The sequence below is a fragment of the Mesorhizobium sp. U510 genome (genome assembly GCF_059180695.1).
On sequence record NZ_CP180532.1, the window covers coordinates 3571303 to 3597078 of the forward strand.

The window sequence follows — 25776 nt, forward strand, 5'->3', positions numbered from 1 at the left end:
AAGGCTCCGGCGATATCGCTCGGAGCCTGCTGCTCAAGCGGCGGCCCTGACGGCCGGCGGCGCCTTCTTCACCGGAATGCGCACCGACACGATCGTGCCGACACCTTCGGTCGAACGGATCTTCAGCGCGCCGCCCTGGAGCTCGGCCAGCGAACGTGAGATGGCGAGACCGAGACCGGACCCGGCATGGTTCTTGGAGAACTGGTTTTGCACCTGTTCGAAGGGTCGGCCGAGCTTGCCGAGCGCCTCTTTCGGGATGCCGCAGCCATTGTCCTCGATGGTCAGCACCAGCGCGCCCGATGTGTTGCGGGCCCTGACCGATATATGGCCGCCCTGGCCGGTGAACTTCACCGCGTTGGACAGAAGGTTGATGACGATCTGCTTGATCGCCCGGCGATCGGCGAACAGACTCAGAGCGTCGGCGATGCGCGTTTCCACCGTGATCGCCTTTTGCGCTGCCTGCAACGAGACGACGCGCACCGTCTCGCTGATCAGCGGACCGAGGTCGATCTGCTCCTGGTCCAGCGAGAACTGGCCGGCCTCGATCTTGGACATGTCGAGAATATCGTTGATAACGCCGAGCAGGTATTTGCCGCTGCTGTTGATGTCGGTGGCGTACTCCTCGTAGCGCGCCGACCCCAGCGGACCGAACAGCCGCTGTTCCATCAACTCGGAGAAGCCGATGATGGCGTTCAGCGGCGTGCGCAACTCATGCGACATGTTGGCCAGGAATTCGGACTTGGCCCGGTTCGCCGCCTCGGCGCGCTCGGTTTCCTTCATGTATTTGCGGTTGAGGTCGACGAGTTCGCGCGACCGCTCCTCTTCGGCCCGCCGCGCGAGGCTGAGATCATGGATCGTCGCCATCAGCCGCCGTTCGCTGTCGACCAGCTTCTCCTGATGCAGCTTGATCTGGGTGATGTCGGAGCCGACCGAGACGATGCCGCCGTCCCGGGTCCGAAGCTCATTGACCTGCAGCCAGCGGCCGTCGGACAGCTGCCGCTCGAAAGTGGCGCCGCCTTGCGGACCATTGGTGTTGGCAAGCCGGCGTTCGGACGCAAAGGCCAGCATCCGCCCTTCCAGCGAAGCGCGTGTCACACCCGGCATCACGTCGCGATCCGACAGTCCGTTGTCCTGCTGGTATTTGGAGTTGCACATGATCAGCCGCTGCGCCGAATCCCACAGCACGAAGGATTCGTTGATGTTCTCGATCGCTGTTCTCAGGCGAAGGTCGGCGGCTTCGGACCGCAACGCCAGATGGCGCTGTTCGGTGACGTCGACGGCGATGCCGATCAGCTGGATTTCCGGCGCCTCCGGATCCATGACCTGCGCACGAGCACGCATCCACACCCATTGGCCATCGGCATGCCGCATCCGGAACACCTGGTCGATGTGGTCGATTTCGCGAGCGACGATTCTGTTGGCGAGCTCGAACAGGTCGCCATCTTCGGGATGGATGATCTCGTCGACCTCGCCGAAGGACAGCATCGTATCGCAGGGCTCGTAGCCCAGCATGTCGTACATGGAACGCGACCAGTACATCTTGCCGCGCACCATGTCCCAGTCCCACAGGCCGCAGCGGCCACGCACCAGCGCCATGTCGATGCGCTGATGCGCTTCGAGGTAGATGCGGTCGGCGGCCTGGGCGCGCGCCGCCTGCCCGAAATAGGCGTAGAGGATGATGATCAGCACGCCGGCCGTCAGCACGAACAAGGTGACGTTGAGCGAGACGGTCTTGCGCCACGTGTCGAAGACCGCCTCTTGCGGCACCAGCGCCGCCGCGGCTCCCTTGCGATCCTTGGCCACGCTGACCGCGGCGTACCAGTCCTGGCCGCCGATGTTGACCTCCATGACGCCGGCACGGTCGCCGAACATGAACAGCGGCTGGCCGCCCTGGACGAGGCCGTCGAGCGAATGGCCTTGCCAGGGCATCGAGCGCGGCGTCACCGCGGTGATCCTGAAAGCGCTGTCGGTGATGACGAGCACATGGCTGCGGCCCATCGCGCCCTGGCGGCTGGTGGTCTCCAGCAGGTCCTGGACAGCGCCGGGCACGGTGTCCGAGGTGGTGGCCAGCGAACTGGCCAGCTGGCCCGCCGCCAGCGTCAGGATCGCCTTGGCGTCGCGTTCGACATCGTCGCGCTCATTCATCAGCGACAGCACGCGCAGCGCCGCGATGACGAGCAGGAAGATGATGATGAGGGCCGGTATCGACCGGCGCAGCAGCGGTTCGGCGGCCAGAAGCCGCTTGTAGGCCGGTTCGGCAATGAGCCGCGTATTCCCGGCAAGGCCGTCGCTGCGCGCCTCGCGACGCGCAAAAACCATCCCACCGGGCGCGCCCCACGCGTCCGCCTTTGCCATAAATGGCACTCCCCGAATTGCCTATGCTGCTTTGTGATCCGGCAAACGCCGCACTTCCGAATCGTCAGTAAAGAATCAAACGTGATTCGCCTTGTCCAGTGGCCCGGCGAAAAAAGATTAAAAATCGACTAAAATAATGCGCTTCTGCTGGTGCGGCGGCTGGGCCTTCTCCCACACGGGAGAAGGCAAGGGCGCCTAGGCCAGCGTGCGCTCGACAATATCGCGCAGGTCCGCCGACAGGTTTTCGGCATTGGCGATCGAAAGCAGCGCCTCCCTGGCCTTGGCCTGCCGGCCCGGCTCGAGCGAACGCCACGACCGCAGTGCCGTCGCCAGCCTTGCCGCCACTTGCGGATTGCGCTTCTCGACCTCGAGCACCGTTTGCGCGAAGAACCGGTAGCCTTCGCCGTCGGCGCGGTGGAAGCCGGTCTGGTTGGCGCTGGAGAATGTGCCGATCAGCGAACGCACCCGGTTCGGATTGGCCATCGAGAAGGCCGGATGGGCGGTTAGAGCCCGGACCGTGTCCACAGCCTGCGGCCCCGGCACGCTGGCCTGGATCTGGAACCATTTGTCCATGACCAGCGGATCGGATGCATAGGTCTTTTCGAAAGCCGCCAGCGCCTTGTTTGCCTCCGGCGAGGCGTGGTGGCGATGCGCGAGCACGGCAAGGGCGGCCGCGCGGTCGGTCATGTTGGTCGCCGACTGGAAATGCCCGGCCGCCAATGCCGCTCCGCCCGGCAGCAGCGAGAGATAGTCCAGCAAAGTGTTGCGCAGGGCGCGTCGTCCCGCGCTCGCCGCGTCCGGGCTGAAGGGGGCCTTGTCGGCAAGGCTGTGGTAGAGTTCGGAAAATGCCTCGCCATTGGCCGTAGCGATCGCCAGCGCAAGGGTCTGCCGGGCTGCATGAATGGCATCGGGGTCGATGTTCTTGCCGATGTCGCGGGCGATGTCGGCATCGCCCGGCAGTGCCAGCGCAAGCGCCCGGTAAGCAGGCTCCAGCGTCTCATCGCCGGCGATGCTGCCGGCGAGCTCCGTCAGTCGTGTCGCGAAGACCGGATGCTTGCCGCCAAGGAACTCGCGGAAGGCAACGATCAGCGCATCGGTGAGCAGCGTGTTGAAGGCTTGCCAGCGCGAAAAGGCATCGCTGTCATGGCGGGCAAGGAAGAACTGGTCGTCGGCCTTCTGCTCGACCGACAGCGTCACCGGCGCCGAAAAGCCGCGGTTGAGCGACACCGCCGGACGTTCAGCAACGCCCGAGAAACGCACCATATGGCGGCGCTTGCGTAGATGGATGACGCCGTCCTCGACGCTGGCGCCCTCGACGCCGCTAAACGCGACAGGCTTGCCGCCGGCGCCAATCAGCCCGAAGGCGAGAGGAATATGCATCAGCCGCTTACGGCTTTCGGAGGGTGTCGGCGGCACCGACTGCTCGATTTCGAGCGTGAATTCCTGCGCGGCCTGATTGTGCGTCGAACTGACCGTCAGATTGGGCGTGCCGGCCTGATGGTACCAGAGCGCGAACTGCGACAGGTCGCGGCCGGATGCATCCTCGAACACTTTGATGAAGTCCTCGATGGTCGCCGCTTCGCCGTCATGCCGCTCGAAATACAGGTCCATGCCGGCGCGAAAGACATCTGCCCCCAGGATGGTGCGGATCATGCGCACCACTTCGGAGCCCTTTTCGTAGACCGTCGCCGTGTAGAAATTGTTGATCTCACGGTAGCGGCGCGGCCGCACCGGATGCGCCAGCGGACCCTGGTCCTCGGGAAACTGGTGGGCGCGCAGCGTACGCACCTCGGCAATGCGCTTGACCGCGCGCGAGCGCTGGTCGGCGGAGAATTCATGGTCGCGGAACACAGTCAGGCCTTCCTTCAGGCAAAGCTGGAACCAGTCGCGGCAAGTGATTCTGTTGCCTGTCCAATTGTGGAAATACTCATGCGCGATGATCGCCTCGATATTGGCGAAATCGGCGTCCGTCGCGGTCTCCTCGTCGGCCAGCACATATTTGTCGTTGAAGATGTTGAGGCCCTTGTTCTCCATCGCGCCCATGTTGAAGTCGGACACGGCGACGATGTTGAAGACGTCGAGGTCGTATTCGCGGCCAAACGCCTCCTCGTCCCATCGCATCGACCGCTTCAGCGCGTCCATGGCATAGCCGGCCAGCTTCTCCTTGCCGCGCTCGACATAGATGCCGAGTTCGACCTCGCGGCCCGACATTGTGACGAAACTGTCGGCGACCTGGCCAAGATTGCCGGCCACCAGCGCGAACAGGTAGGATGGCTTGGGGAAGGGGTCATGCCAGACGGCATAATGCCAACTGTCGCCGATATCGCCCTTGTCTCCCGGATTGCCATTGGACAGGAGCAGCGGCGCCTCGTCACGGAGCGCCTCGATCCGCACGGTGTAGACGGACAGGATGTCGGGGCGATCGAGGAAATAGGTGATGCGGCGGAAGCCCTCGGCCTCGCATTGCGTGCAATAGACGTTGTTCGAGCGGTAGAGACCCATCAGGGCCTCGTTACCCGCCGGGGCTAGTTCGGTCTCGATCAGCAGTAGGAAGCGCCGCGCGCCCGGCGGCTTGAGAATGGTGAGCTGATCAGGTGTCACCAGCAGGTCCGCTGGTTTTGCCTTCTTGCCGTTGATCTCGACGCGCTTGAGCGTCAGCCCGTCGCCGTCGAGCACCAATGGCGCCGCCGCGGCTCCGCCGTCGCGGCGTTCGACCGTCAGTGTCGCGGTGACGATCGTGGCCTCGGGCGAAAGGCGGAAGGTGAGGTTGGTCTGCGGAATGAGATAATCGTTGGGGCGATAGTCTTCGAGCTTGAAGACCTGGCCGGTGTCCGTGCGCATTCCGTTGTTTTTCCTGTCGATTGCGTTGGCGCGGGGTTCCCGCTGGTCCAAGAAATTTGAAGTCCGCGCTCTTTACACGAAATGGTCCCTCGACAAAACTCGGACGATGCCTATTTCAGGCATTCGTTCTCCACATCCCCGCGAGGCAGCCATGACCGTCGTCACACCGAAATTCGGCATGGGCGCTTCCGTGCTGCGGCGCGAGGATACCGCCTTCATCCAGGGCCAAGGCCGCTACACCGACGATATCAAGCCAGACGGCGTGCTGCACGGCTATGTCCTGCGCTCGCCGATCGCCAAGGCGAGCTTCACCATCGGCTCGATTGAGGCGGCGAAGGCGGCACCCGGCGTCCATCTCGTGCTGACCGGTGGGGATCTCACCCATCTGCGCGATCTCAAGTCCGGCGTCATGCAGGCACAGCCGGACGGCACCAAAGCGCCGACGCGCGACATTCCGATCCTGTGCCGGGACCGCGTCAACTATGTCGGCGATGCGGTTGCCTTTGTGGTCGCCGACAGCCGTGCCTTGGCGCAGGATGCCGCCGAACTGATCGAGGTCGATTATGACGGCGAGGACGCCGCCTCCGGCACTGCGACGGCGCTTGCGGAGGGCACGCCGCTGGTCTGGCCGGAACTCGGCTCCAACCGCGCCTTCACCTATCATATCGGCGACAAGAGGAAGACGGACGCGGCTTTCGCCGGGGCCGCTCACGTCACGCGCATCGAATTCGTCAACAATCGGCTGGTCTGCAACTACATGGAGCCGCGCTCGGCGATCGGCGAATGGAATGTCGGGGAAAACCGCTTTGTGCTGACCACCGGGTCGCAGGGCGTGCATTCCATGCAGTACATCCTGGCCAGCGTGTTCAAGATCAAGAAGGACCAGCTGCGCGTCATCACGCCCGATGTCGGCGGCGGTTTCGGGCCGAAGAGCTTCGTCTACCGCGAATATCCGCTAGTGCTAGAGGCGGCGAAGCGGCTTGGCCGCCCGGTGAAGTGGGCTGGCGACCGCACCGAGCACTTCCTCACCGACGCCCAAGGCCGCGACAATGCGGTGACGGCCGAAATGGCGCTCGACAAGGATGGCCGCTTCCTCGGCATGAGAATCGAGCTGCTTGCCAATATCGGCGCCTATATCTCGCAATATGGCCCTTTCATTCCCTATATCGGCGTCACCATGTCGACCGGCGTCTATGATATCAGGGCGCTCGATGTCTCGGTGACCGGCCTCTACACCAACACCTGCCCGGTCGACGCCTATCGCGGCGCCGGGCGTCCCGAGGCGGCGTTCCTGTTGGAAAAACTGGTTGACGCCTGCGCGCATGATCTCGGCCTGCCTGTCGAAGAGATCCGCCGCCGCAACTTCATCCGGCCCGAGCAGTTTCCCTATCACACGCAGACCGGCCGTCTCTACGACAATGGCGAATTCGAAGGCCATATGGACCGCGCCATCGAACGGTCGCAGTGGAAGGCGTTTCCGCAGCGGCTGGAACGGTCCAAAGCCGACGGCAAGATCCGCGGCATCGGCATGGCCACATATATCGAGGCCTGCGCCTTTCCGGGCTCGGAGCCGGCCTTTGTCGAGCTCAATGGCGACGGCACGGTGACGCTGAAGATCGGCACCCAGACCAACGGCCAGGGGCATGCCACCGCCTATGCGCAGTTCCTGTCGGAAAAACTCAATCTCGATATCGACAAGATCCATGTCCGCCAGGGCGACACCGACGAATTAAAGGCGGGCGGCGGCACAGGCGGCTCGCGCTCCATTCCGCTGGGGGGTGTCTCGGCTTCCCGCGCCGGCGAGGATCTGGCCAACAAGATCAAGCGCATCGCCGCCGACGAGCTTGAGGCCTCGGCCGGCGATATCGAATTGTCCGATGGCGTTGCCCGCATCGTCGGCACCGACCGGAGCATCGATTTCTCGAGCATCGCCAAGGCCGCGAAGACGCCGGATGACCTTAAGGGGTTCGGCGAGTTCGTGCAGGACGAGTGCACCTATCCGAACGGCACCCATATCTGCGAGGTCGAGATCGATCCCGACACCGGCGCGACCGAGATCGTCAGCTACACCATCGTCGACGATTTCGGCGTCACCGTTAATCCGATCCTGCTCGCCGGCCAGGTGCATGGCGGCGTGGTGCAAGGCATCGGCCAGGCGTTGACCGAGAACACCATCCATGGCGAGGATGGGCAGCTCTTGACGGCGAGCTTCATGGACTATGCCATGCCGCGCGCCGACAATTTCCCGTTCTTCCATTTCGAGACCCGCAACGTGCCTTCGACCACCAATGCACTGGGCATCAAGGGCGCGGGCGAGGCCGGCACGATCGGCTCGACACCGGCGGCGCTCAATGCCGTCACCGATGCGCTGTGGCGCGCCTATGGCATCAGGCATATCGAGATGCCCGCGACGCCGGCGCGCATCTGGGCCGCGATCAGGGGCGCATCGCCGACGTGACATCAGGGGCGGAACCAGGAACGACGGGAGGCCACGGCACGCTGAGGGGCATCGCGCTGAAGATCGTGTCCGTCGCGGTCTTTGTCGGCATGCAAACCTGCATCAAGGCGGCCGGTGACGTGCCGGCCGGGCAGATCGTCTTCTTCCGCTCCTTCTTCGCCATCTTCCCGATCATTGCCTTCCTGGCATTGAAGGGACAGCTGCCGACGGCATTCGTCACCAAACGTCCCTTCAACCATGTCGCGCGCGGCGTCGTCGGCGTCGGCGCCATGGGGCTGGGCTTCTTCGCGCTCACCAGGCTGCCGTTGCCGGAGGCGATCACCCTGAACTATGCGCAGCCGCTGTTGGTCGTGGTGTTCTCCTCGGTCTTCCTTGGCGAGTCGATCCACGTCTATCGGTGGAGCGCGGTCGCCGTTGGTCTTGTCGGCGTGCTCATCATTTCCTGGCCGGAGCTGACGCTGCTCAACTCGGATGAAGGGCTCGACGACCAGGAGGTCCTGGGCGTCATGGCTGCGCTGGTGGCCGCGGCGATCTCGGCGGTCGCCATGCTGCTCGTGCGCAATCTCGTGCAGACGGAGAAGACGGCGACCATCGTCCTGTGGTTCTCGTCGACCGCCAGCGTGCTCTCGCTGCTGACACTGCCTTTCGGCTGGCAAGCTCTGACGCCGACGCAAGCCGCACTGCTCGTCATGGCCGGCTTCTGCGGCGGCCTCGGCCAGATCCTGATGACGTCGGCCTATCGCCACGCCGAGGCCTCGGTGGTGGCGCCGTTCGAATACACCTCTATGATCCTCGGCGTTGTCGTCGGCTATTTCATTTTCGGCGATGTGACCTCGCTCAACACGCTGTTTGGCGGTGCGATCGTGGTGGCCGCCGGCATCTTCATCATCTGGCGCGAGCGGCAACTGGGCCTGGAGCGCACGCGAACGCGCAAGGTGACGCTGCCGCAGGGGTGAGGAGAGGTCCGCGTAGCGGACGGAAAGCCAATTGCTTGGCTTTCCGAACGACGAACGCCCGGAGCGAGGGCCGGTCTCCTCAGTTACGACCGTTCGCTCCGCTCCTTCGCCAGCCGCACAAGCACCGCACGAGTCTGCTCGTCGGCCGGGAAGAAAGACTCGATCGCCAGTTCCGACAAGGTCACGTCGATCGGGGTGCCGAAAACGGTGATGGTGCTGATGAACGACAGCACCTGATCGCCATGGGCGAGCCTGAGCGGATGCACGATGGCATTCGGCTCGACGGGTGTCGGCCTGCTGCCCTTCAGCCCGGACGGATAGCTGCGCAGCTCGCGCTCCAATTCGACCAGCACCGGGTCGCCGCTGGCATCATTCTGGTGTTTGAGACGCTCAAGCAGATGCGTGCGCCATTCCGCGAGATTGACGATGCGCGGTGCGATGCCGCCGGGATGCAGGGAAAGGCGAAGTACGTTGACCGGCGGCGTCAGCAGCGAAGCCTCGCTGACATCGGCAAGGAAGGGAGCGATCGCGGCATTCGCCGAGACCAGGTTCCAGTGCCGGTCCACGGCCAGCGCAGGGAAGGGCTCGTGTCCCTTGAGCACGATCTCGACCGCTGCCATCGCCGGCGCCAGCGTCGTGTCGCTGAGCGGCCGTTCGCTGAAGCTCGGCGCGAAGCCGGCGGCCAGCAGCAGCTGGTTGCGCTGCCTCAGCGGGATCGAAAGCTGCTCCGCCAGATGCAGCACCATGTCGCGCGAGGGCGCGGCGCGCCCGCTCTCGACGAAGGAGAGATGCCGCTGCGAAATCTCGGCCTCCGTGGCGAGGTCGAGCTGGCTCATGCGGCGCCGCGTGCGCCATTCGCGGATCAGACTGCCGGCGGAGGTTTGGGCTGATGTCATGGGAGATGGTTAGGCTGACAGGGGTGGCATTTCAATTACCTGCGAGGTTATGGCGATCTACGAGAGTGCCCGCAGCTTCGCCTTCACCTCGAGAAAATCCCGCCATGCCAGCTTCTTGTGCGCCGGTGTGCGCAGGAGATAGGCCGGATGCAGCGTCGGCATGGCCGGAATGGCGATGCCGGAGGCGGTGGTGTGGACACGCCAGTTGCCACGCAGCCGCAAAATGCCTTCCGAGGTGTTGAGCAAGGTCTTGGCCGACGGGCCGCCGAGATTGACCAGCACCTTGGGATTGACCAGCTCGATCTGCCGCTCGATGAACGGCCGGCAGATCTCAGTCTCGTGCGGCGTCGGCGTGCGGTTGCCCGGCGGCCGCCACGGGATGACGTTGGCAATGTAGACCGAAGTGCGGTCGAGCCCGATCGCGGCCAGCATGCGGTCAAGCAGCCGGCCCGAGCGGCCGACGAAGGGCAAGCCCTCAATGTCCTCGTCGCGGCCCGGCGCTTCGCCCACCAGCATCACCGCGGCGTCCGGGTTGCCGTCGGCGAACACCAGGTTCTTGGCGGTGGCCTTGAGATTGCAGCCGTCGAAGACAGCCATGTGCTGGCGCAACTCGTCCAGGGTCGTTGCGGTTGTCGCCAACTGGCGCGCAAGCGCCGCCTGAGCCTCGTCTGGCACCGCGGCGACCGATGAACGCGCCGGTGGCGCATCCGGTACGTTGCTTGCATCCAGTCCGGGCGGTGCCGCTGGCCGCTCCGCCGCCTTCTCCTCGTGAGGTGGCGCCACCGGCGCCGGTGCGCGCTCGACAGATCTCGGCGCCGCCTCGGCGAAGCGATTCACCGGGGCGTCTTCCAGCGCCTCGTCGACGCCGGCGCTGGCATAGAAGGCCAGGATGTCGGCAATATCGGTCGGGCTATTGGGGGACGCGGCAGTCATGGCGCGCACATTCGTCCGCACGACTGCAATTTGCAAGACCGGCGGCTTACCCTATCCCGTCGGGATGCGCGGATCCTGCACCAGATAGAACGTCCATCGCGGCGTGTAATCGGTCATCAGGAACTCGAAGCTGACGGTCCTCAGCGGGTCGACCTTGCCGTTCTTGAACAGCAGCCGGTCATAGGGCTCGAACTCCCGGTCGAAATCGGCGAAATTGCTCGACCAGATATTGTCGGGCGTCTTGTTGCGTTGGTCGAAGGAAAACCCGTCTCCAAACACGCTCGGCTGATCCAATATCTCCTGAAGTTCGAACTGGAATTCGATCCAGGCCTGGCCGCTGTTGTTGAGCACGTTGATGCGCATATACATGATGCCATTGGCGAATTCGCCCGCCTTGCCGAACGTCTGGATCGGCTTGGTCGTGCGGATGGTCAGCGTCACCGGTGTTGCCGAATTCAGCTCTTCGGTGATGACCAGCGGATCGTCCTTGGTTCCGATGCCGGAGGCTCCGGTGATGCGGAAGCCGCCAAGCTCGTCGGAGAAGGAGTAGGCGCCTGTCGCCCAGACCTTCACCTCGTTCGCTGTGGCGTGCCCCGGTGCCGACGTCAGAAGGGCCAGAAGAATCGCCCGGCAGGCCCGGCCGGGCGGGAAAAGAAAGCGCGTCGAAGAAAAGCCCGCTGGCCCAGGAAAGCGCATGGCGGGAAGTATGGCCGATAAGCAAGCCGCCGAACAATTAAAAAACGCAGGCGTGGCCGGTCTTACCGGGCGCAAATGCCTGCCCCGCCGCAAGATGCGCGACTTTTTGGCCAAATCCGCATTGTCACGTCTGCGCCGGTTTCCTGTCGCCAATTGATGCGCTATGCAGCGCAGGAGCCAGCAAGATACGCAACAGCGGCAAGCCAGTGCGGAGGGGTTGATGAGCGATATCGAACGCGAAAGCATGGAATTCGACGTGGTCATCGTCGGTGCCGGTCCGGCCGGCCTTGCCGCGGCCATCCGCCTCAAGCAGGTCAATCCCGAGCTTTCCGTCGTCGTGCTGGAAAAGGGCGGCGAGGTCGGCGCCCATATCCTCTCCGGCGCCGTGGTCGATCCGATCGGCATCGACCGGCTGCTGCCCGGTTGGCGCGAGGAGGAAGGTCACCCGTTCAAGACGCCCGTCACGGCGGATCATTTCCTGGTGCTCGGCCCGGCTGGCTCATTCCGCCTGCCCAACATATTGATGCCGCCGCTGATGAACAATCACGGCAACTACATCGTCTCGCTCGGCAATGTCTGCCGCTGGCTGGCTGGCAAGGCCGAGGCGCTCGGCGTCGAGATCTATCCGGGCTTTGCCGCCGCCGGCCTGCTCTACAATGAGGAGGGCGCCGTCACCGGCGTCGTCACCGGCGACATGGGCGTCGAGAAGGACGGCACGCATGGGCCGGGCTTCGCGCCGGGCATGGCGCTGATGGGCAAATATGTGCTGATCGGCGAAGGCGCGCGCGGCTCGCTCGCCAAGCAGTTGATCGCCAAATACAAACTCTCCGATGGCCGCGAGCCAGGCAAATACGGCATCGGTCTCAAGGAACTCTGGCAGGTCAAGCCGGAGAACCACCGGCCGGGCCTGGTCCAGCATTCCTTCGGCTGGCCGCTCGACATGAAGACCGGCGGCGGCTCCTTCCTCTACCATCTCGAGGACAACCAGGTGGCGGTCGGCTTCGTCCTCCACCTCAATTACAAGAACCCGTATCTGTCGCCCTTCGAGGAATTCCAGCGTTTCAAGACCCATCCGGCAATATCAGGCACGTTCGAGGGCGCCAAGCGGCTCGGCTATGGTGCGCGCGCCATCACAGAGGGCGGCTGGCAGTCGGTGCCGAAACTGTCCTTCCCAGGCGGCGCGCTGATGGGTTGCGCCGCCGGCTTCGTCAACGTGCCGCGCATCAAGGGCTCCCACAATGCCGTGCTGTCGGGCATGCTGGCGGCCGATCATGTCGCCGAGGCGATCGGCGCCGGCCGCGCCAATGATGAACTCACTTCCTACGAGCAAGCCTGGCGCGCGACCGATATAGGCAAGGATTTGAAGAAGGTTCGCAACGTCAAGCCGCTGTGGTCGCGCTTCGGCACCATCGTCGGCGTCGGTCTTGGCGGCCTCGACATGTGGCTGAATACGCTGTTCGGCATCTCGCCCTTCGGCACGCTGAAGCACGGCAAGGCCGACTATGCCACGCTCGAGCCCGCCGCCCAGCATAAGAAGATCGCCTATCCGAAGGCCGACGGCGTGCTGACCTTCGACCGCCTGTCCTCGGTGTTCCTGTCCAACACCAATCACGAAGAGAACGAGCCGGTCCATCTGCTGGTCGGCGACATGGATCTGCAGAAGCGGTCCGAGCACGATGTCTTCGCCGGGCCTTCGACACGCTATTGCCCGGCCGGCGTCTATGAATGGGTCGACAAGGACGGCAACGCCGCCGCCGATCCGGCGGCAAAGGACGTCCGCTTCGTCATCAACGCGCAGAACTGCGTCCACTGCAAGACTTGCGATATCAAGGACCCGAACCAGAACATCAACTGGGTGCCGCCGCAGGGCGGCGAGGGGCCGGTCTACCAGGGCATGTGATCTCGCGCGGCAGGGCGGTTTCGGCCTCGGCGGCAAGAAAATGCAGGTAGGGCTGGCCGCGAGGGCATGCAGCCCAGCAGAAACGTTGAAACGGCCACCGGTCTATGGTTCCTTCTCTGGAGATAGGGAGAAGGCCGATGCGCCGGACAGTTCTGACATGCCTCGTCGCCATCGGAGCGCTGTTTGCGCCACAGGCCTCGGCCGGAACAAGGGCAGTGGTCCAGACGCGGACCTACGACGTCACCGGAAGCTCGGGCACCGCCCTCGTCGACGCGATGGACAGAAAAGGCCCCCGGCACGGCTTCATGACGCATGCCATCGCCACAACCTCCTATACCGTCGACTGGGACCTCGACGCCGGCCAGGGCAACGGCTTCTGTAGGATGCGAGGGGTCAATGGCACGCTGAATCTTTCCTACACCTTCCCGCGCCTTGCCTCACCCGCGACGTCGGCGCTGAAGAGGCGCTGGAACAAGTTTTTCGCAGGTGTTCGCGCCCATGAGGAAACACATGGGCGCATCGCCAGGGAGATGATGCGCGCTACGGAAAGGTCGATAACCGGCCTGCAAGTCGTCAACGACCCGTCCTGCTACAAGACGCGCCGCGAGGCGCGGCTGCGCATCCAGGCGATCTATGCCGAATATGAGGCCAAACAAAACGCCTTCGATCGGCGCGAACACAGCGATGGCGGCCATGTCGAGCATCTGATCGCTGCCTTGACCGGAAAACCTTGAACCAGGGCAATTCCAGGAAAAGTGTAAAACGGTTTTCCCGGGAAAAAGCGCCGTAGCGCTTTCCCTTGGGAATTGCGTTAGAACAAGGACTAGACCCCTCGCCATCGCGGGTCCTTGCCGCCAGCCCGCTCGATTGGCGTGTCAGCTTTGCGGCTTCACCGAAAAGTCGCTCGCCGCGAGCGCGGTGGCGTGGTCATTCTCAGGCTGCTTGTCGTCTGGCCTTAGCGTGAACTCGACCAGCACCGGCAGATGGTCGGAGCCGGTGTCCTCCAGCCGCTTGGAAGACAGGAGCGTCAACCCGCCCTTGCTGAACACCTGGTCGATCGGCAGGCCCGCATAACGGCGCAGGATGTCGGGCAGTGTCCGGTGGATCCAGGTCGGGCCGGCGGAAGGCATCACTGTCAGCCCGCCGAGAGCCGCGACCCGCCGCACCGCAGCACTCCACGGCACGGCGTTGCAATCGCCGGCCATGATCGCGGTCTCGCCCAACCCGGCCAATGTCTGCGCCAGTTCGCCGATCTGCCAGTATTGCTCCTTCGGCCACGGCCAGCTCAAATGGATCGCGGCGACATCAACGTCGATCCCGCCGAAGTCGATGGTGGCGGTTGCCATCGCGCCGCGCGGCTCGCAGCGCGGTGTCGTGCCGGCCACGAACGGCCGGCGCGACAGCAACGCCACCCCGAACATGCCGTTCGGGTAGGGGCACAGGATACGGTAGGGATAGGCGCTGGCGATGGTGCCAAGCTCGGTCGTCCACATCTCCGACACCTCATCGAGGGTGATTACGTCCGGGTTGGTGCGGCCGATCAGGGAGAGCACTTTCTTCGGTGTCGGGTTGTTGAAGCGCAAGTTCATCTGCAGCAGGCTGTAGACGGCCTGATCGGTGGGCTTGGCAACCGCCGGTTGCGGCCAGAGCCTCGGCAGGGCGCTTGCCGTCGTGGCCAGGCAGGCGATGGCAAACAGCAGCCCCGCTGCCGCTTGCAGCCGAAACGAGCTGGCAAGCAGCGGCAGTGCCAGAAGCGCCATGAGCACGCTGAAGTGAATGCGGAAATGCGAGAAGGAATCGAAAGCCGGATGCAGCGTGCCGAAGAATCCGGCCAACAGCGCGGCCGATAGCGCCGTCATCGCCAGGAATGCCAACCCAGCCATCATTTTCAAGCGCGCGCCTGTCATCATCGAGGTCGTGTCTGCCGAATGCCGCCTGACGATCCGTTCCATCTGCTTATCGGCCAAATTGCGGGCCGGGCAAGACGACGAAATGCCTCGCCCAGGCGCTGCGGCCGCCTATTGGAACGCTGTCTCCGAAAAGCTCCGGAGCTTGCGCGAATGCAGCCGCTCCATCGGCATCTCGGCCAGCTTCTCCATCGCCCTGATGCCGATGGTAAGGTGCTGCGCCACCTGGCGCTTGTAGAACTCGGTCGCCATGCCAGGCAGCTTCAACTCGCCATGCAGTGGCTTGTCGGAAACGCACAGAAGCGTGCCATAGGGGACACGGAAGCGGAAGCCATTGGCGGCGATCGTCGCCGATTCCATGTCGAGCGCGATGGCGCGCGACTGCGACAGGCGCTGCACCGGTCCGCGCTGGTCGCGCAGTTCCCAGTTGCGGTTGTCGATGGTGGCGACCGTGCCGGTGCGCATGATGCGCTTCAGATCATAGCCGGACAGGCCGGTGACTTCGGCGACCGCTTCCTGCAGGGCAACCTGGATTTCCGCCAGCGGCGGGATCGGCACCCAGACCGGAAGGTCGTCGTCCAGCACGTGATCCTCGCGCACATAGGCATGCGCCAGCACATAGTCACCGAGCGCCTGTGTGTTGCGCAGCCCGGCGCAATGGCCAAGCATCACCCAGGCATGCGGCCTCAGCACTGCGACGTGGTCGGTGATCGTCTTGGCATTGGAAGGGCCGACGCCGATATTGACCATGGTGATGCCGCCGTGGTTCGGCTTTTTCAGGTGATAGGCCGGCATCTGCGGCAGGCGCTGCGGCCCAACGCCTTCGCTGGGCGAACTCTGCCCGGCCCTGGTCACGACATTGCCAGGCTCGACGAATTCCGCGTAACCGCCGCCGCCCTTCTCCATCAGGTCGCGGGCGCGGGCGACGAATTCGTCGATGTAGAACTGGTAGTTGGTGAACAGCACGAAGTTCTGGAAATGCTGCGGGCTGGTGGCCGTATAATGCGTCATGCGGTGCAGCGAATAGTCGATGCGCTGCGCCGTGAACGGTGCCAACGGCCTTGGTTCGCCGAAGGCCACCTCGAACGTGCCGTTGGCGATCTGGTCGTCGGTGCCGTCGAGATCCGGCACGTCGAACAGGTCGCGGATCGGCCGCTTGATGCGCTCCGCGGCGGCTCCGTCGACGTAAGTTCCCTCCAGGAAGGCGAAATGCAGCGGAATTGGCGTGGTCGATTCCGAAACCGTGACCGAGACACCGTGGTTGCGCATGATCAGGCGCAGCTGTTCGACCAGATAGCTCTCGAACAGGTGCGGCTGTGTGATCGTGGTGGCGAAATGGCCGGGTGTCGGCATATGGCCGTAGGCCTGGCGCGAGTCGACCTGCGTGAACGAACTCGTGGTGACGCCGATCTCGGGATAGAAGGCGCGGTAGCGCTTGCTGCTGTCGCCGCCGGCGGCCGCCAGGGCCGAGAAGGCGTCGCGTAGGAACTTGGTGTTGCGGTCGTAAAGCAACTGCAGTGCGGCAACGGCTTTTTCGGCGCTGTCGAAGCTTTGCCGGCCAAAAGGCTCCGGCATGACGACAGATTCGATGGCTTGAGGGTAGATTCGCTTTTCCATGGCTCAATATAGAGACTTGGACGAGCGGTTGGGAGGGGTGTCGCTGCCGAAGGCGCCCAAAGCGCCATTTTTCTTTATCCCCGCTGCAGGCTGACCAGCAGAACGAAACCCACGCCGGACTTCCTCAGGGCCGGCGCCTCGATCGTCGAGCCGGCATCCGCGCGCATCATCGGCACCGCCAGGACCGGCGCGGCCAGGAGCACCAGGATGAGCGCCGCCCGCGGCAGGAGCCGAAGAGTCTTGAGAGTGTTGGCGGCGATGCGGGTCATGATGTCTGAGCTTTTCTTTTCGAGGTCCGGGTTTCTTTGTTTCAGTGACGAAGGTCGGTCGGGCAGGCGAGGCGGCACATTCTGGTGACTTCGTCCCAGGAGCGGGGAGAACGGCCCGCTTCGGCGACGAGGATGGCGAAGAACATTCCAAACAGGCTCATCAGCAGGCAGACGATGGTGAAGCGGCGAGCAAGCATTGGGGTCGTGTCTCCTTCAACACGCCGGAGAATGCCCCAACGCCTCTGAACCGGCTCTGATGCCGGCGTTCATCTGCGGTTCAAATTGATTGACGGGATCTGGGCGGGTCGTCGCCGGCCGGCCGGCCACCGGCAGCGGGGGCAAGAGCCCCAGGGCTTGACGTGCCGGTGAAACGAAAACGGGGCCCGTCGGGCCCCGTTATGGATGTCGCAAGGATAGATCGATCAGAGCTTGTGCCAGGTCTGGCTCTTGCAGATCAGTCCGCCAAGCACGCAGCCGCTCATCTTGAGAGCGGTGCCCGACAATGTCGCCTTGCCCGAATAGGTCTTGTCGTTTGCAGGGTCGGTGATGCTGCCGGCATATTTGTTGTCGCCCGCCGCCTTGAGCGAGCCGATCGTCTTGCCGGCATATTTGCCCGATTTGAGCGTGATGGAAAACGAGCCGCTGCCTGAAATGGCCGCGGTATCGCCGGCTTGCGTTTTCCAATTGCCCTCGATCGGATCGGCCCACGCCGCACCCGCGATGATCAATGTGGCTGCAAGAGCCAGGCTCACTTTTCGAAACATGTTTTGCTCCCTTTGGATAGCCGGCCGAATTCTCCGCCTCGCCGGTCTGCCGCTTACGCAAACGTAAGCTAATCCAGCTCCCGGCAAAACAAAAGCGGTGCCGCAACGGAAGACTTTGGGATTTTGAAGCCGCCTGAATTGGCTCCGTCGGCGAGGAAATGAAAACGACCGGCACGTGCTGTTTGTTTCCCGTGGTTAGCGGAGTGTTGATCCAGGCTCGAAAAATTTTCGTCGAATTTGACGAAAATCGGCTGAATTGCTGACTTCGTATCCTTAACGAATTTCCGCGTTTACCTCTTGTTTTAGCTTTGTTTTCTTCAAATTAAGCACGCCATTTAACGACGGATTTAAGCCTGATCGGCATCCTCGGAAGCATCGAAAGAGCGGCCCGGACAAGACGAACGGAGGCAGCTCTCGGGAGCCAGACAGGGGACTAAAATGGCACGTTTTGAAATGCTTGAAGCAGGTTTCGGCGCCATGGGGGCAACTGCCCAGGCCGACATTCTTTTCGAACTGGGCATGATGTATGCGACCGGCCGCGATTGCGAAACCGACGTCGTTGCCGCCCACAAATGGTTCAACATCGCCGCCATAAAGGGCTCGGCCCGCGCCGCGGAACTGCGCTCGGAACTGTCGGCCGCCATGTCGAAGGTCGAGATCGCCAAGGCGCTGCGCGAAGCCCGCGAATGGATGACCATGCACTGAGTTTCGGCAGACGGGGACGCTCCGGCCAAGACCGCTCCAAGACGGTCGGGCCAAAACAGGGATAAGGCTGCGCAGACAGCCAGGCCACGGGCCATCAACAACAAGAATGCGGCATGCAGGATCGGCCAAGCCGTGCGACGGACCATGACCCCGAAAAGTATCCGTTCTTCGGATCATGACAGGGAAGACAGGGAAGGCTACGTTGGGGTTCGCGGCGCGGGGGCGCTGGGAAACCGCCCGATAGGCAAAAAAAGCCACGACCAGCCGGAACAAGGCTGGCGTGGCTTTTTGCGTGGATGAGGGCTCGCAGGCCCAATCGAGTGGCGCCAATGCGCCTAGACAGGCCCAATGAAGGATGAAATTGTCCCGCCTCTCTGGAAGAAGCGCGGCCGGGGGCCGCGCGTGAGTGGAGGAGTTCTATTGCCATGAAAAAAATGAGTATTTTGAGCGCGGCCATTTTCGGCCTGATGATGAGTGCGCCCGTCGCATTCGCCGACGACATCACCGTCTCGGTGGTCGGCCCGATGACCGGACAGCTCGCCACCATCGGCGATCAGTTCAAACAGGGCGCACAGGCCGCCGCCGATGCCATCAACGCCGCGGGCGGCGTCAACGGCTCGATGATCAAGCTCGATATCGAGGACGACCAGTGCGATCCCAAGCAGGCCGTGTCGGTCGCCAACCGCATCGTCGCCAACGGCGTCAAGTTCATCGACGGCCATGCCTGCTCGGGCTCGAGCATTCCGGCCTCGGCCGTCTATGCCGAGGCCGGCGCGCTGATGATGAGCCCGGCTTCCTCGAACCCGGTGCTGACCGACGCGGCCGCCAAGGCCGGCTGGCCGACCATCATGCGCCTCTATACGCGTGACGATGCACAGGGCGCCTTCATCGGCCCGTGGATCGCCAAGAAATATGCCGGCAAGAACGTCGTCATCCTGCACGACAAGAGCGCTTACGGTCAGGGCGTGGCCGATGCCGTCAGGGCGACCATGAACACTGGCGGCCTCAAGGAAGTCTATTATGACGCCATCAATCCCGGCGAGAAGGACTATTCGGCGCTTGTCACCAAGCTGAAGGATCTCAAGGCCGACGTCGTCTATTTCGGCGGCTATCATCCTGAAGCCGGCCTGATCCTGCGCCAGTCGGCCGAACAGAACCTGAAGTTCCAGCTGATCATGCCGGACTCCATCGCCTCGCCGGAATTCTGGCAGGTTGCCGGCCCGGCCGGCGAAGGCACCATGTTCGTCTTCCCGTCGGACCCGCAGGCAAAGCCGGAAGCCAAGGCCGCCGTCGAGAAGATCAAGGCCGGCGGCTTCGTGCCGGAAGGCTTCACGCTGTTCTCCTACGCCGTGGTCCAGGCGTTCGCCGAAGGCATCAAGCGCGCCGGCAGCGACGATCCGGCCAAGGTTGCCGAAGCGTTGAAGAACGGCACGCCGATCAGCACCGTTGTCGGCGACGTCACCTTCGACGAAAAGGGCGACCTCAAGAACGCCAGCTACGACATCAACCAGTGGCATGACGGCAAGTACGCGCCGATCGCGCAGTAATCTCGGGTAATGAGATAATCCAAGGAAATGGCCGGGGTTCGCCCCGGCCATTTTGTTTGCGGTCCGCGAAGCGCTCCGCTTGTCAGCCTGCAGTAGCGGTCGGCGCGCTCTGTTCCTCGACGAACCGCACCAGCACCGTCCCGTCGGTGACCTGCGCTCCTTCCACGGCGATCTCGGCAACCACTCCGTCATGCGGGGCGGCGATGGTGTGCTCCATCTTCATCGCCTCGAGGATCAGCAACGCTTGTCCCTTGATCACCGCGTCGCCTTTCGCCACGCGCACCAGCTTGACCAGCCCGGGCATCGGCGCGCGCAAGCTGCCGGAGGCGGCAGCCGCGTCATCGCTGCGTGCCAAGGGGTCCGATACCGCGAATGTGTAGCCGACGGCGCCTTCGAACACCGTGATGTGGCCAGGCCAGCGGGCGAGGCGGGGAGTGGCGCGGAAATCATGCGAATTGGTGCTGTCATAGGGCGCATCGAGCGCCACCTGGAAGCGCCCGTCCGGCCGCACCGAAACCTTTGCCAGTATATCGGTCTCGCCGAACTTCAGCCGCGTGCGCCGCGCCACGACGTGGAAATGCGCATAGCCGGAAAGCGACGACCATGGGTCGTTCGATGGCGGCAAGGCTTCCGCACCGGAGGCCGCGAGCGCTGCTGCCGAGACGATTTCGCCGGTCGGCGGCGCGACCCCGGTCAGTGCCGCCTGATGCCTGCCGATCAGGCCGGTGTCGACGTCGCCAGCACAAAAGTCGGGATCGGCGGCAAGGGCGGCAAGGAAACCGGTGTTGACCGTGGAACCGGCGATTTCGGTCCGCGACAGCGCCGCGCCGAGCGCTTCCAGCGCGGCTTGCCTGTCCTTGGCATGAACCACCAGCTTGGCGATCATCGGATCATAGTAGGGGGAGATGGCATCGCCGGCCCGCACGCCGGTCTCGACGCGCATTGTGGCGCCTTCGGGGGCCGCGTCAGGGAACTTCAGATGATGCAGCGTACCCGTTGCGGGCAGGAACCCCTTTGCCGCATCCTCGGCATAGATGCGCGCCTCCAGGGCATGGCCGGTCGGCGCGATCTCGCTCTGCGTCTTCGGCAGCTTTTCGCCGCTGGCAACCCGCAACTGCCACTCGACCAGATCGATGCCGGTGACCATTTCGGTGACGGGATGCTCGACCTGCAGGCGAGTGTTCATCTCCATGAACCAGAAGCGGTCGGCCTTCAGCCCGTGCGAGGCGTCGACGATGAACTCGATGGTGCCGGCGCCTGAGTAGCCGATCGCCTTGGCTGCCTTCACCGCCGCTTCCGTCATCGCCTTGCGCAGCGCCGGCGTCATGCCGGGGGCGGGGGCTTCCTCTATCACCTTCTGGTGGCGGCGTTGCGCCGAGCAGTCGCGTTCGTAAAGATGCACCGCATTGCCGAAATTATCGCCGAACACCTGCACTTCGATGTGCCGCGGCTTGTCGACATATTTTTCGACCAGAACGCGGTCGTCGCCGAAAGCAGCCTTTGCCTCGCGCCGGGCGCTGGATAGCGCCTCGGAGAAATCATCGGGATGCTCGACGCGCCGCATGCCCTTGCCGCCGCCGCCGGCGCGCGCCTTGATCAGCACGGGATAGCCGATCTCGCGTGCCTTGGAGGCAAGCAGCACGATCTCCTGCGCTTCGCCATGATAGCCCGGAACGACGGGAACGCCGGCTTTCTCCATCAGCCGCTTGGCGGCATCCTTCAGCCCCATGGCGCGGATCGAGGCCGCCGACGGACCGATGAAGGTGAGCCCCGCCGCCACCACCTGGTCGACGAAATCAGGATTTTCCGACAGGAAGCCGTAGCCGGGATGGATGGCCTGCGCCCCCGTCGAAAGCGCAGCCGCGACAATCCGGTCCCCGCGCAAGTAACTCTCACCGACAGGCGAGGGGCCGATGTGAACGGCCTCGTCGGCCATCTCGACATGCAGGGATTTCGCGTCGGCGTCCGAATAGACGGCGACGGTGTGCACCCCCATCTTGCGGGTCGTGCGGATGACACGGCAAGCAATCTCGCCCCGATTGGCGATCAGGATTTTGGCGAACATGGAGCCTCCCGGGTTTGCCTCGGGCGGCACCAGCCTGGCCGCCGGCTTACTTCGACGCAGCGATCGCGCAGCCGCCGCTTGCGGTCTTGACCTTCCATTTGGCGAAGCCGCTCTGACAGGCGCGCAACGCCGTTTCCTCCGCGGCCTTCTGCGAAGGTGCGTTCAGCTTCACGCTGCAGAAAATGTGGAGATCGACGACGCGCGAATAGAACGTCGTGGCGTAGACCGAATGGCCGCTGGCCGCGATATAGGCGAGGTAGGATTTGTAGCAGGCTTCCTTCGGATCGAGTGACAAGGTCGGGGAAAACCGCTTGTCGCCCATCTTGCCCGCCAGCGATTCCGCCGAACCGGCGCCATGTGTTGCGAATATGAGCAAACTTGCAAGTATCGAGGCAGCCATCCCCCGGCAATATTTCAGTTCCATTTCCACCCTGTCCCCGTTGCATTGCGCGGGACAAGCAGTAACGAATATTTTTCCTCGCCGCCAGTTCGTTGTCGGGGGTTCGAGCTTGCATGTGTTGGTGAATCGGTTGGTCCATACAGTTCAACCCTTCCGGAGCGCAGCAACGGCTTGCCAGTATAGTTCCGCCATGTGCTCGTCGAAGCAGCAGAAGATGACAGATTCAGGCACGGTTTTCTCTTCCATGACCATGGTGACCGTGCCGACAGCGATCTCGGCCGCCTCATCTTTCGGGTAGTGGTAAACACCGGTCGAGATCGCCGGAAACGCCACCGTTCGGCAATCATTGGCGGCCGCGAGTTCCAGCGACCTGCGATAGCAGGAGGCCAGCAGTTCGGCTTCGCTCCTGCCGCCGCCCTGCCAGACCGGCCCGACGGTGTGGATGATATGTCGAGCCGGCAGCTTGTAACCCTTGGTGATCTTGGCGTCGCCTACCTTGCATCCGTTCAGCATCCGGCATTCGAACTCGAGCTCACGACCCGCCGCGCGGTGGATGGCGCCATCGACCCCGCCGCCGCCGAGAAGCGCGGTGTTGGCGGCATTGACGATGGCGTCGACATCCAGCTTCGTGATGTCGCCGGTGTGGATGCGGATCCTGTCCAGCGCCTTGCTCATCGTCACATCCTGAACACGCCGAAGCGCGTGTCCTCGACCTCGGCGTTGAGCGACGCCGAAAGGCTGAGTGCGAGCACCCCGCGCGTCTTCGCTGGATCGATGATGCCGTCGTCCCAGAGGCGGGCGGACGAGTAGAGCGGATGGCCCTCATGCTCGTACTTCATCAGGATCGGCTTCTTGAATTTCGCCTCCTCCTCGGCGCTCCACTCGCCGCCCTTGCGCTCGATGCCTTCGCGCTTGACCATGGCAAGCACGGTTGCCGCCTGTTCGCCGCCCATCACCGAGATGCGGGCGTTCGGCCACATCCACAGGAAGCGCGGGGAAGAGGCGCGGCCGCACATGCCGTAATTGCCGGCGCCGAACGAACCGCCGATGATGACGGTCACCTTCGGCACCCTGGCGGTGGCGACCGCCATCACCAGCTTGGCGCCGTCCTTGGCGATGCCGCCGGCCTCGTATTTTCGGCCGACCATGAAGCCGGTGATGTTCTGCAGAAAGACCAGCGGGATCCCACGCTGGCAGCACAACTCGATGAAATGCGCGCCCTTCAGCGCGCTTTCGGAAAACAGCACGCCATTGTTGGCGATGATGCCGACCGGCATGCCGTGGAGATGGGCAAAACCGGTGATCAGCGTCGTGCCGTAGTTCTGCTTGAACTCGTCGAACTCGGAGCCGTCGACAAGACGCGCGATCACCTCGCGCACGTCATAGGGCTGGCGCAGATCGGTCGGCACGACGCCGTAGAGTTCATCCGCCGGATGAAGCGGTGGAATCGATCTCTGTAAGTTCAGGCTTACGGTCTTGTTCCGATTCAGGTTTTTGACGATGCGCCGGCAGATGGCGAGCGCATGTTCGTCGTCCATCGCATAATGATCGGCAACGCCGGAAAGCCGCGTATGCACATCCGCGCCCCCCAGATCCTCGGCGCTGACATCCTCGCCGGTGGCCGCCTTCACCAGCGGCGGGCCGCCGAGAAAAATGGTCGCCTGGTTGCGCACCATGATCGTCTCGTCCGACATCGCCGGCACATAGGCGCCGCCTGCGGTACAGGACCCCATGACGCAGGCGATCTGCGGGATGCCGGCAGCCGACATGTTGGCCTGGTTGTAGAAGATGCGGCCGAAATGCTCGCGGTCGGGAAAGACCTCGTCCTGGTTGGGCAGATTGGCGCCGCCGCTGTCGACCAGATAGATGCAGGGCAGATTGTTCTGCAGCGCGATCTCCTGCGCGCGAAGGTGCTTTTTCACCGTCAGCGGATAGTAGGTGCCGCCCTTCACCGTGGCATCGTTGACGACGACCATCACCTCGGCGCCCTCGACCCGGCCGACGCCGGCGATCATGCCGGCCGAGGAAATCTCCTCGCCATACATTGACCACGCTGCGAACTGGCCGATCTCGAGGAAAGGCGAACCGGTGTCGAGCAATTGTGCCAGGCGCTCGCGCGGCAGCAGCTTGCCGCGTGAAATATGGCGCTCGCGCGCCTCTTCGGAGCCGCCGCGCTCGACGATCGCGGCCTTGTCGGCGATGTCGGCGACCAGCGCGCGCATGCGTTCGGCATTGGCGCGGAAGCTGTCGGAGGAAGGGGAGATCTGGGTTTGCAGGACGGCCATGCTCACACCCCCTCCGCCATGATCTCGCGACCGATCAGCCAGCGCCGGATTTCGCTGGTGCCGGCGCCGATCTCGTAGAGTTTGGCGTCGCGCAGCAGCCGGCCGGTCGGATAGTCGTTGATATAGCCGTTGCCGCCCAGCAGCTGGATGGCGTCGAGCGCCATCTGCGTCGCCTTTTCGGCCGCGAACAAAACGCAGCCGGCGGCATCCTTCCGGGTGGTCTGGCCGCGATCGCAGGCCGCCGCGACGGCATAGACGTAAGCGCGCGCGGCGTTCATCACCGTGTACATGTCGGCGAGCTTGCCTTGCACCAGCTGGAACTCGCCGATCGGTTGGCCGAACTGCTTGCGTTCGTGCACATAGGGGATCGCCACGTCGAGACAGGCTGCCATCAGGCCGATCGGGCCGCCGGCAAGCACGGTGCGTTCATAGTCGAGGCCCGACATCAGCACCTCGACGCCGCGTCCTTCCTCATGCAGCACATTGTCGAATGGCACCTCGACATTCTCGAACACCAACTCCCCGGTATTGGAGCCGCGCATGCCGAGCTTGTCGAGTTTCTGCGCCACGGAAAACCCGGCAAAAGCCTTTTCGACGATGAAGGCGGTGATGCCGCGCGATTTCCGCTCAGGATCGGTCTTGGCATAGACGACCAGCGTGTCGGCGTCCGGGCCGTTGGTGATCCACATCTTGGTACCGTTGAGCACATAGCGGTCATTGCGCTTTTCGGCGCGCAGCTTGAGCGAGACGACATCGGAGCCGGCGCCGGATTCAGACATCGCCAGCGCGCCGACGCGCTCGCCCGAACACAGCGGCGGCAGGAATTTTTCCTTCTGCACCGGCGTCGCCCAGCGGTTGATCTGGTTGACGCAGAGGTTGGAATGGGCGCCGTAGGAAAGACCGACCGAAGCCGAGGCGCGGGAGATTTCTTCCACCGCAATCACATGGGCGAGATACCCCATGCCGCTGCCGCCGAAATCGGGATCGGCGGTGATGCCGAGCAGGCCGAGGTCGCCGAGCTCGCGCCACAGATGCGCCGGAAATTCGTTCTGGCGGTCGATATCGCCGGCGATCGGCGCTATCCTGTCCTGGGCAAAACGGCGTACCAGGTCGCGCAGCGCCTCGATATCCTCGTCATGCCCGAAGCTGAGCGTGTTCGTGTACATGCCGTTCCTCCTCCCG

At 63.7% G+C, this 25776-nt stretch carries 22 protein-coding genes; 7 read left to right on the top strand and 15 right to left on the bottom strand.

The features are described from left to right. Positions 1 to 33 precede the first annotated feature (33 nt). Together ACLGL5_RS18680 and pepN are read right to left on the bottom strand one after the other, a co-directional pair. A complete protein-coding gene (locus ACLGL5_RS18680; RefSeq protein WP_019857156.1) occupies positions 34 to 2355 on the bottom strand; it encodes a PAS domain-containing sensor histidine kinase in 2322 nt (773 codons plus the stop codon). A 195-nt stretch (positions 2356 to 2550) separates the two neighbouring features. After that, on the bottom strand, positions 2551 to 5196 hold the full coding sequence (pepN, locus tag ACLGL5_RS18685; RefSeq protein ID WP_069091753.1) for an aminopeptidase N: 2646 nt from the start codon (positions 5194 to 5196) through the stop codon (positions 2551 to 2553). 151 nt (positions 5197 to 5347) lie between these two features. Here pepN and ACLGL5_RS18690 point away from each other — a divergent pair, with 151 nt between their 5' ends. Both ACLGL5_RS18690 and ACLGL5_RS18695 read left to right on the top strand, forming a co-directional pair. Beyond that, positions 5348 to 7654 carry a xanthine dehydrogenase family protein molybdopterin-binding subunit gene (locus ACLGL5_RS18690; protein WP_069091754.1) on the top strand — a complete coding sequence of 769 codons (2307 nt, stop codon included), beginning with the start codon at positions 5348 to 5350 and terminating at the stop codon, positions 7652 to 7654. Continuing rightward, positions 7651 to 8610 (top strand): DMT family transporter, encoded by a 960-nt coding sequence (locus tag ACLGL5_RS18695; RefSeq protein WP_069093366.1) that lies wholly within the window; start codon positions 7651 to 7653, stop codon positions 8608 to 8610. The genes ACLGL5_RS18690 and ACLGL5_RS18695 overlap by 4 nt, the downstream gene beginning before the upstream one ends. Before the next feature lie 83 nt (positions 8611 to 8693). Here ACLGL5_RS18695 and ACLGL5_RS18700 read toward each other — a convergent pair whose 3' ends face one another. The 3 genes from ACLGL5_RS18700 to ACLGL5_RS18710 are packed head-to-tail and all read right to left on the bottom strand — an operon-like array spanning position 8694 to position 11135. Then, entirely contained in the window at positions 8694 to 9506 is an 813-nt protein-coding gene (locus ACLGL5_RS18700) for a helix-turn-helix domain-containing protein (protein WP_019857160.1), read from the bottom strand. A 57-nt stretch (positions 9507 to 9563) separates the two neighbouring features. After that, positions 9564 to 10439 carry a uracil-DNA glycosylase gene (locus ACLGL5_RS18705; protein ID WP_069091755.1) on the bottom strand — a complete coding sequence of 292 codons (876 nt, stop codon included), beginning with the start codon at positions 10437 to 10439 and terminating at the stop codon, positions 9564 to 9566. 51 nt (positions 10440 to 10490) lie between these two features. Next, on the bottom strand, positions 10491 to 11135 hold the full coding sequence (locus tag ACLGL5_RS18710; protein ID WP_081296151.1) for a hypothetical protein: 645 nt from the start codon (positions 11133 to 11135) through the stop codon (positions 10491 to 10493). A gap of 10 nt (positions 11136 to 11145) precedes the next feature. On the opposite strand from ACLGL5_RS18710, the gene ACLGL5_RS18715 reads away from it, so the two are divergent. The 3 genes from ACLGL5_RS18715 to ACLGL5_RS18725 all read left to right on the top strand — a co-directional run bounded on the left by ACLGL5_RS18715 (position 11146) and on the right by ACLGL5_RS18725 (position 13769). Then, positions 11146 to 11292, top strand: coding sequence for a hypothetical protein (locus tag ACLGL5_RS18715; protein WP_155249083.1), 147 nt, complete (start codon positions 11146 to 11148; stop codon positions 11290 to 11292). 63 nt (positions 11293 to 11355) lie between these two features. After that, positions 11356 to 13035 carry an electron transfer flavoprotein-ubiquinone oxidoreductase gene (locus tag ACLGL5_RS18720; protein WP_069091756.1) on the top strand — a complete coding sequence of 560 codons (1680 nt, stop codon included), beginning with the start codon at positions 11356 to 11358 and terminating at the stop codon, positions 13033 to 13035. Between the two features lie 137 nt (positions 13036 to 13172). Next, a complete protein-coding gene (locus ACLGL5_RS18725; RefSeq protein WP_064985041.1) occupies positions 13173 to 13769 on the top strand; it encodes a DUF922 domain-containing Zn-dependent protease in 597 nt (198 codons plus the stop codon). A 141-nt stretch (positions 13770 to 13910) separates the two neighbouring features. On the opposite strand, the gene ACLGL5_RS18730 is transcribed toward ACLGL5_RS18725, so the two are convergent. From ACLGL5_RS18730 to ACLGL5_RS18750, 5 genes are all read right to left on the bottom strand, one after another. Beyond that, complete coding sequence (locus tag ACLGL5_RS18730; protein WP_245307112.1) at positions 13911 to 14987, bottom strand: endonuclease/exonuclease/phosphatase family protein; 1077 nt, start codon at positions 14985 to 14987, stop codon at positions 13911 to 13913. A 66-nt stretch (positions 14988 to 15053) separates the two neighbouring features. Beyond that, positions 15054 to 16517, bottom strand: coding sequence for an AMP nucleosidase (locus tag ACLGL5_RS18735; RefSeq protein ID WP_236952097.1), 1464 nt, complete (start codon positions 16515 to 16517; stop codon positions 15054 to 15056). Between the two features lie 116 nt (positions 16518 to 16633). Then, a complete protein-coding gene (locus ACLGL5_RS18740) occupies positions 16634 to 16828 on the bottom strand; it encodes a hypothetical protein (RefSeq protein WP_019857168.1) in 195 nt (64 codons plus the stop codon). A 41-nt stretch (positions 16829 to 16869) separates the two neighbouring features. Then, a complete protein-coding gene (locus ACLGL5_RS18745; RefSeq protein ID WP_019857169.1) occupies positions 16870 to 17025 on the bottom strand; it encodes a hypothetical protein in 156 nt (51 codons plus the stop codon). A 225-nt stretch (positions 17026 to 17250) separates the two neighbouring features. Next, positions 17251 to 17592, bottom strand: a complete 342-nt coding sequence (locus ACLGL5_RS18750; protein ID WP_019857170.1) for a DUF2147 domain-containing protein — start codon at positions 17590 to 17592, stop codon at positions 17251 to 17253. 438 nt (positions 17593 to 18030) lie between these two features. On the opposite strand from ACLGL5_RS18750, the gene ACLGL5_RS18755 reads away from it, so the two are divergent. Continuing rightward, complete coding sequence (locus ACLGL5_RS18755; RefSeq protein ID WP_010915070.1) at positions 18031 to 18297, top strand: SEL1-like repeat protein; 267 nt, start codon at positions 18031 to 18033, stop codon at positions 18295 to 18297. Between the two features lie 425 nt (positions 18298 to 18722). Next, the gene (locus ACLGL5_RS18760; protein WP_027046653.1) at positions 18723 to 19844 is read left to right on the top strand and encodes a branched-chain amino acid ABC transporter substrate-binding protein; all 1122 of its coding nucleotides are present in this window, start codon (positions 18723 to 18725) and stop codon (positions 19842 to 19844) included. Positions 19845 to 19926: 82 nt separating this feature from the next. Here the strand turns inward: ACLGL5_RS18760 and ACLGL5_RS18765 are convergent, their stop codons facing one another. From ACLGL5_RS18765 to ACLGL5_RS18785, 5 genes are all read right to left on the bottom strand, one after another. Next, positions 19927 to 21909: an acetyl/propionyl/methylcrotonyl-CoA carboxylase subunit alpha gene (locus ACLGL5_RS18765; RefSeq protein WP_069091757.1), complete on the bottom strand. Its 1983-nt coding sequence runs from the start codon at positions 21907 to 21909 to the stop codon at positions 19927 to 19929. Between the two features lie 46 nt (positions 21910 to 21955). Further along, entirely contained in the window at positions 21956 to 22333 is a 378-nt protein-coding gene (locus ACLGL5_RS18770; RefSeq protein ID WP_069091758.1) for a hypothetical protein, read from the bottom strand. Positions 22334 to 22453: 120 nt separating this feature from the next. Next, complete coding sequence (locus tag ACLGL5_RS18775; protein WP_069091759.1) at positions 22454 to 22984, bottom strand: O-acetyl-ADP-ribose deacetylase; 531 nt, start codon at positions 22982 to 22984, stop codon at positions 22454 to 22456. Between the two features lie 2 nt (positions 22985 to 22986). Beyond that, on the bottom strand, positions 22987 to 24594 hold the full coding sequence (locus ACLGL5_RS18780) for a carboxyl transferase domain-containing protein (protein WP_069091760.1): 1608 nt from the start codon (positions 24592 to 24594) through the stop codon (positions 22987 to 22989). 2 nt (positions 24595 to 24596) lie between these two features. Beyond that, positions 24597 to 25760: an isovaleryl-CoA dehydrogenase gene (locus tag ACLGL5_RS18785; protein ID WP_019857175.1), complete on the bottom strand. Its 1164-nt coding sequence runs from the start codon at positions 25758 to 25760 to the stop codon at positions 24597 to 24599. Positions 25761 to 25776 lie beyond the last annotated feature (16 nt).

Excerpts from the sequence above, each read along its gene's own strand:
- ACLGL5_RS18770 (WP_069091758.1), bottom strand. The coding sequence starts at position 22,333 with ATGGAACTGAAATATTGCCGGGGGATGGCTGCCTCGATACTTGCAAGT.
- ACLGL5_RS18765 (WP_069091757.1), bottom strand. The coding sequence starts at position 21,909 with ATGTTCGCCAAAATCCTGATCGCCAATCGGGGCGAGATTGCTTGCCGT.
- ACLGL5_RS18720 (WP_069091756.1), top strand. The coding sequence starts at position 11,356 with ATGAGCGATATCGAACGCGAAAGCATGGAATTCGACGTGGTCATCGTC.
- ACLGL5_RS18755 (WP_010915070.1), top strand. The coding sequence starts at position 18,031 with ATGGCACGTTTTGAAATGCTTGAAGCAGGTTTCGGCGCCATGGGGGCA.
- ACLGL5_RS18760 (WP_027046653.1), top strand. The coding sequence starts at position 18,723 with ATGAAAAAAATGAGTATTTTGAGCGCGGCCATTTTCGGCCTGATGATG.
- pepN (WP_069091753.1), bottom strand. The coding sequence starts at position 5,196 with ATGCGCACGGACACCGGCCAGGTCTTCAAGCTCGAAGACTATCGCCCC.
- ACLGL5_RS18780 (WP_069091760.1), bottom strand. The coding sequence starts at position 24,594 with ATGGCCGTCCTGCAAACCCAGATCTCCCCTTCCTCCGACAGCTTCCGC.
- ACLGL5_RS18785 (WP_019857175.1), bottom strand. The coding sequence starts at position 25,760 with ATGTACACGAACACGCTCAGCTTCGGGCATGACGAGGATATCGAGGCG.
- ACLGL5_RS18775 (WP_069091759.1), bottom strand. The coding sequence starts at position 22,984 with ATGAGCAAGGCGCTGGACAGGATCCGCATCCACACCGGCGACATCACG.
- ACLGL5_RS18740 (WP_019857168.1), bottom strand. The coding sequence starts at position 16,828 with ATGACCCGCATCGCCGCCAACACTCTCAAGACTCTTCGGCTCCTGCCG.
- ACLGL5_RS18745 (WP_019857169.1), bottom strand. The coding sequence starts at position 17,025 with ATGCTTGCTCGCCGCTTCACCATCGTCTGCCTGCTGATGAGCCTGTTT.
- ACLGL5_RS18725 (WP_064985041.1), top strand. The coding sequence starts at position 13,173 with ATGCGCCGGACAGTTCTGACATGCCTCGTCGCCATCGGAGCGCTGTTT.
- ACLGL5_RS18730 (WP_245307112.1), bottom strand. The coding sequence starts at position 14,987 with ATGGAACGGATCGTCAGGCGGCATTCGGCAGACACGACCTCGATGATG.
- ACLGL5_RS18705 (WP_069091755.1), bottom strand. The coding sequence starts at position 10,439 with ATGACTGCCGCGTCCCCCAATAGCCCGACCGATATTGCCGACATCCTG.
- ACLGL5_RS18690 (WP_069091754.1), top strand. The coding sequence starts at position 5,348 with ATGACCGTCGTCACACCGAAATTCGGCATGGGCGCTTCCGTGCTGCGG.
- ACLGL5_RS18715 (WP_155249083.1), top strand. The coding sequence starts at position 11,146 with ATGGCCGATAAGCAAGCCGCCGAACAATTAAAAAACGCAGGCGTGGCC.
- ACLGL5_RS18700 (WP_019857160.1), bottom strand. The coding sequence starts at position 9,506 with ATGACATCAGCCCAAACCTCCGCCGGCAGTCTGATCCGCGAATGGCGC.
- ACLGL5_RS18735 (WP_236952097.1), bottom strand. The coding sequence starts at position 16,517 with ATGCCGGAGCCTTTTGGCCGGCAAAGCTTCGACAGCGCCGAAAAAGCC.
- ACLGL5_RS18680 (WP_019857156.1), bottom strand. The coding sequence starts at position 2,355 with ATGGCAAAGGCGGACGCGTGGGGCGCGCCCGGTGGGATGGTTTTTGCG.
- ACLGL5_RS18710 (WP_081296151.1), bottom strand. The coding sequence starts at position 11,135 with ATGCGCTTTCCTGGGCCAGCGGGCTTTTCTTCGACGCGCTTTCTTTTC.
- ACLGL5_RS18750 (WP_019857170.1), bottom strand. The coding sequence starts at position 17,592 with ATGTTTCGAAAAGTGAGCCTGGCTCTTGCAGCCACATTGATCATCGCG.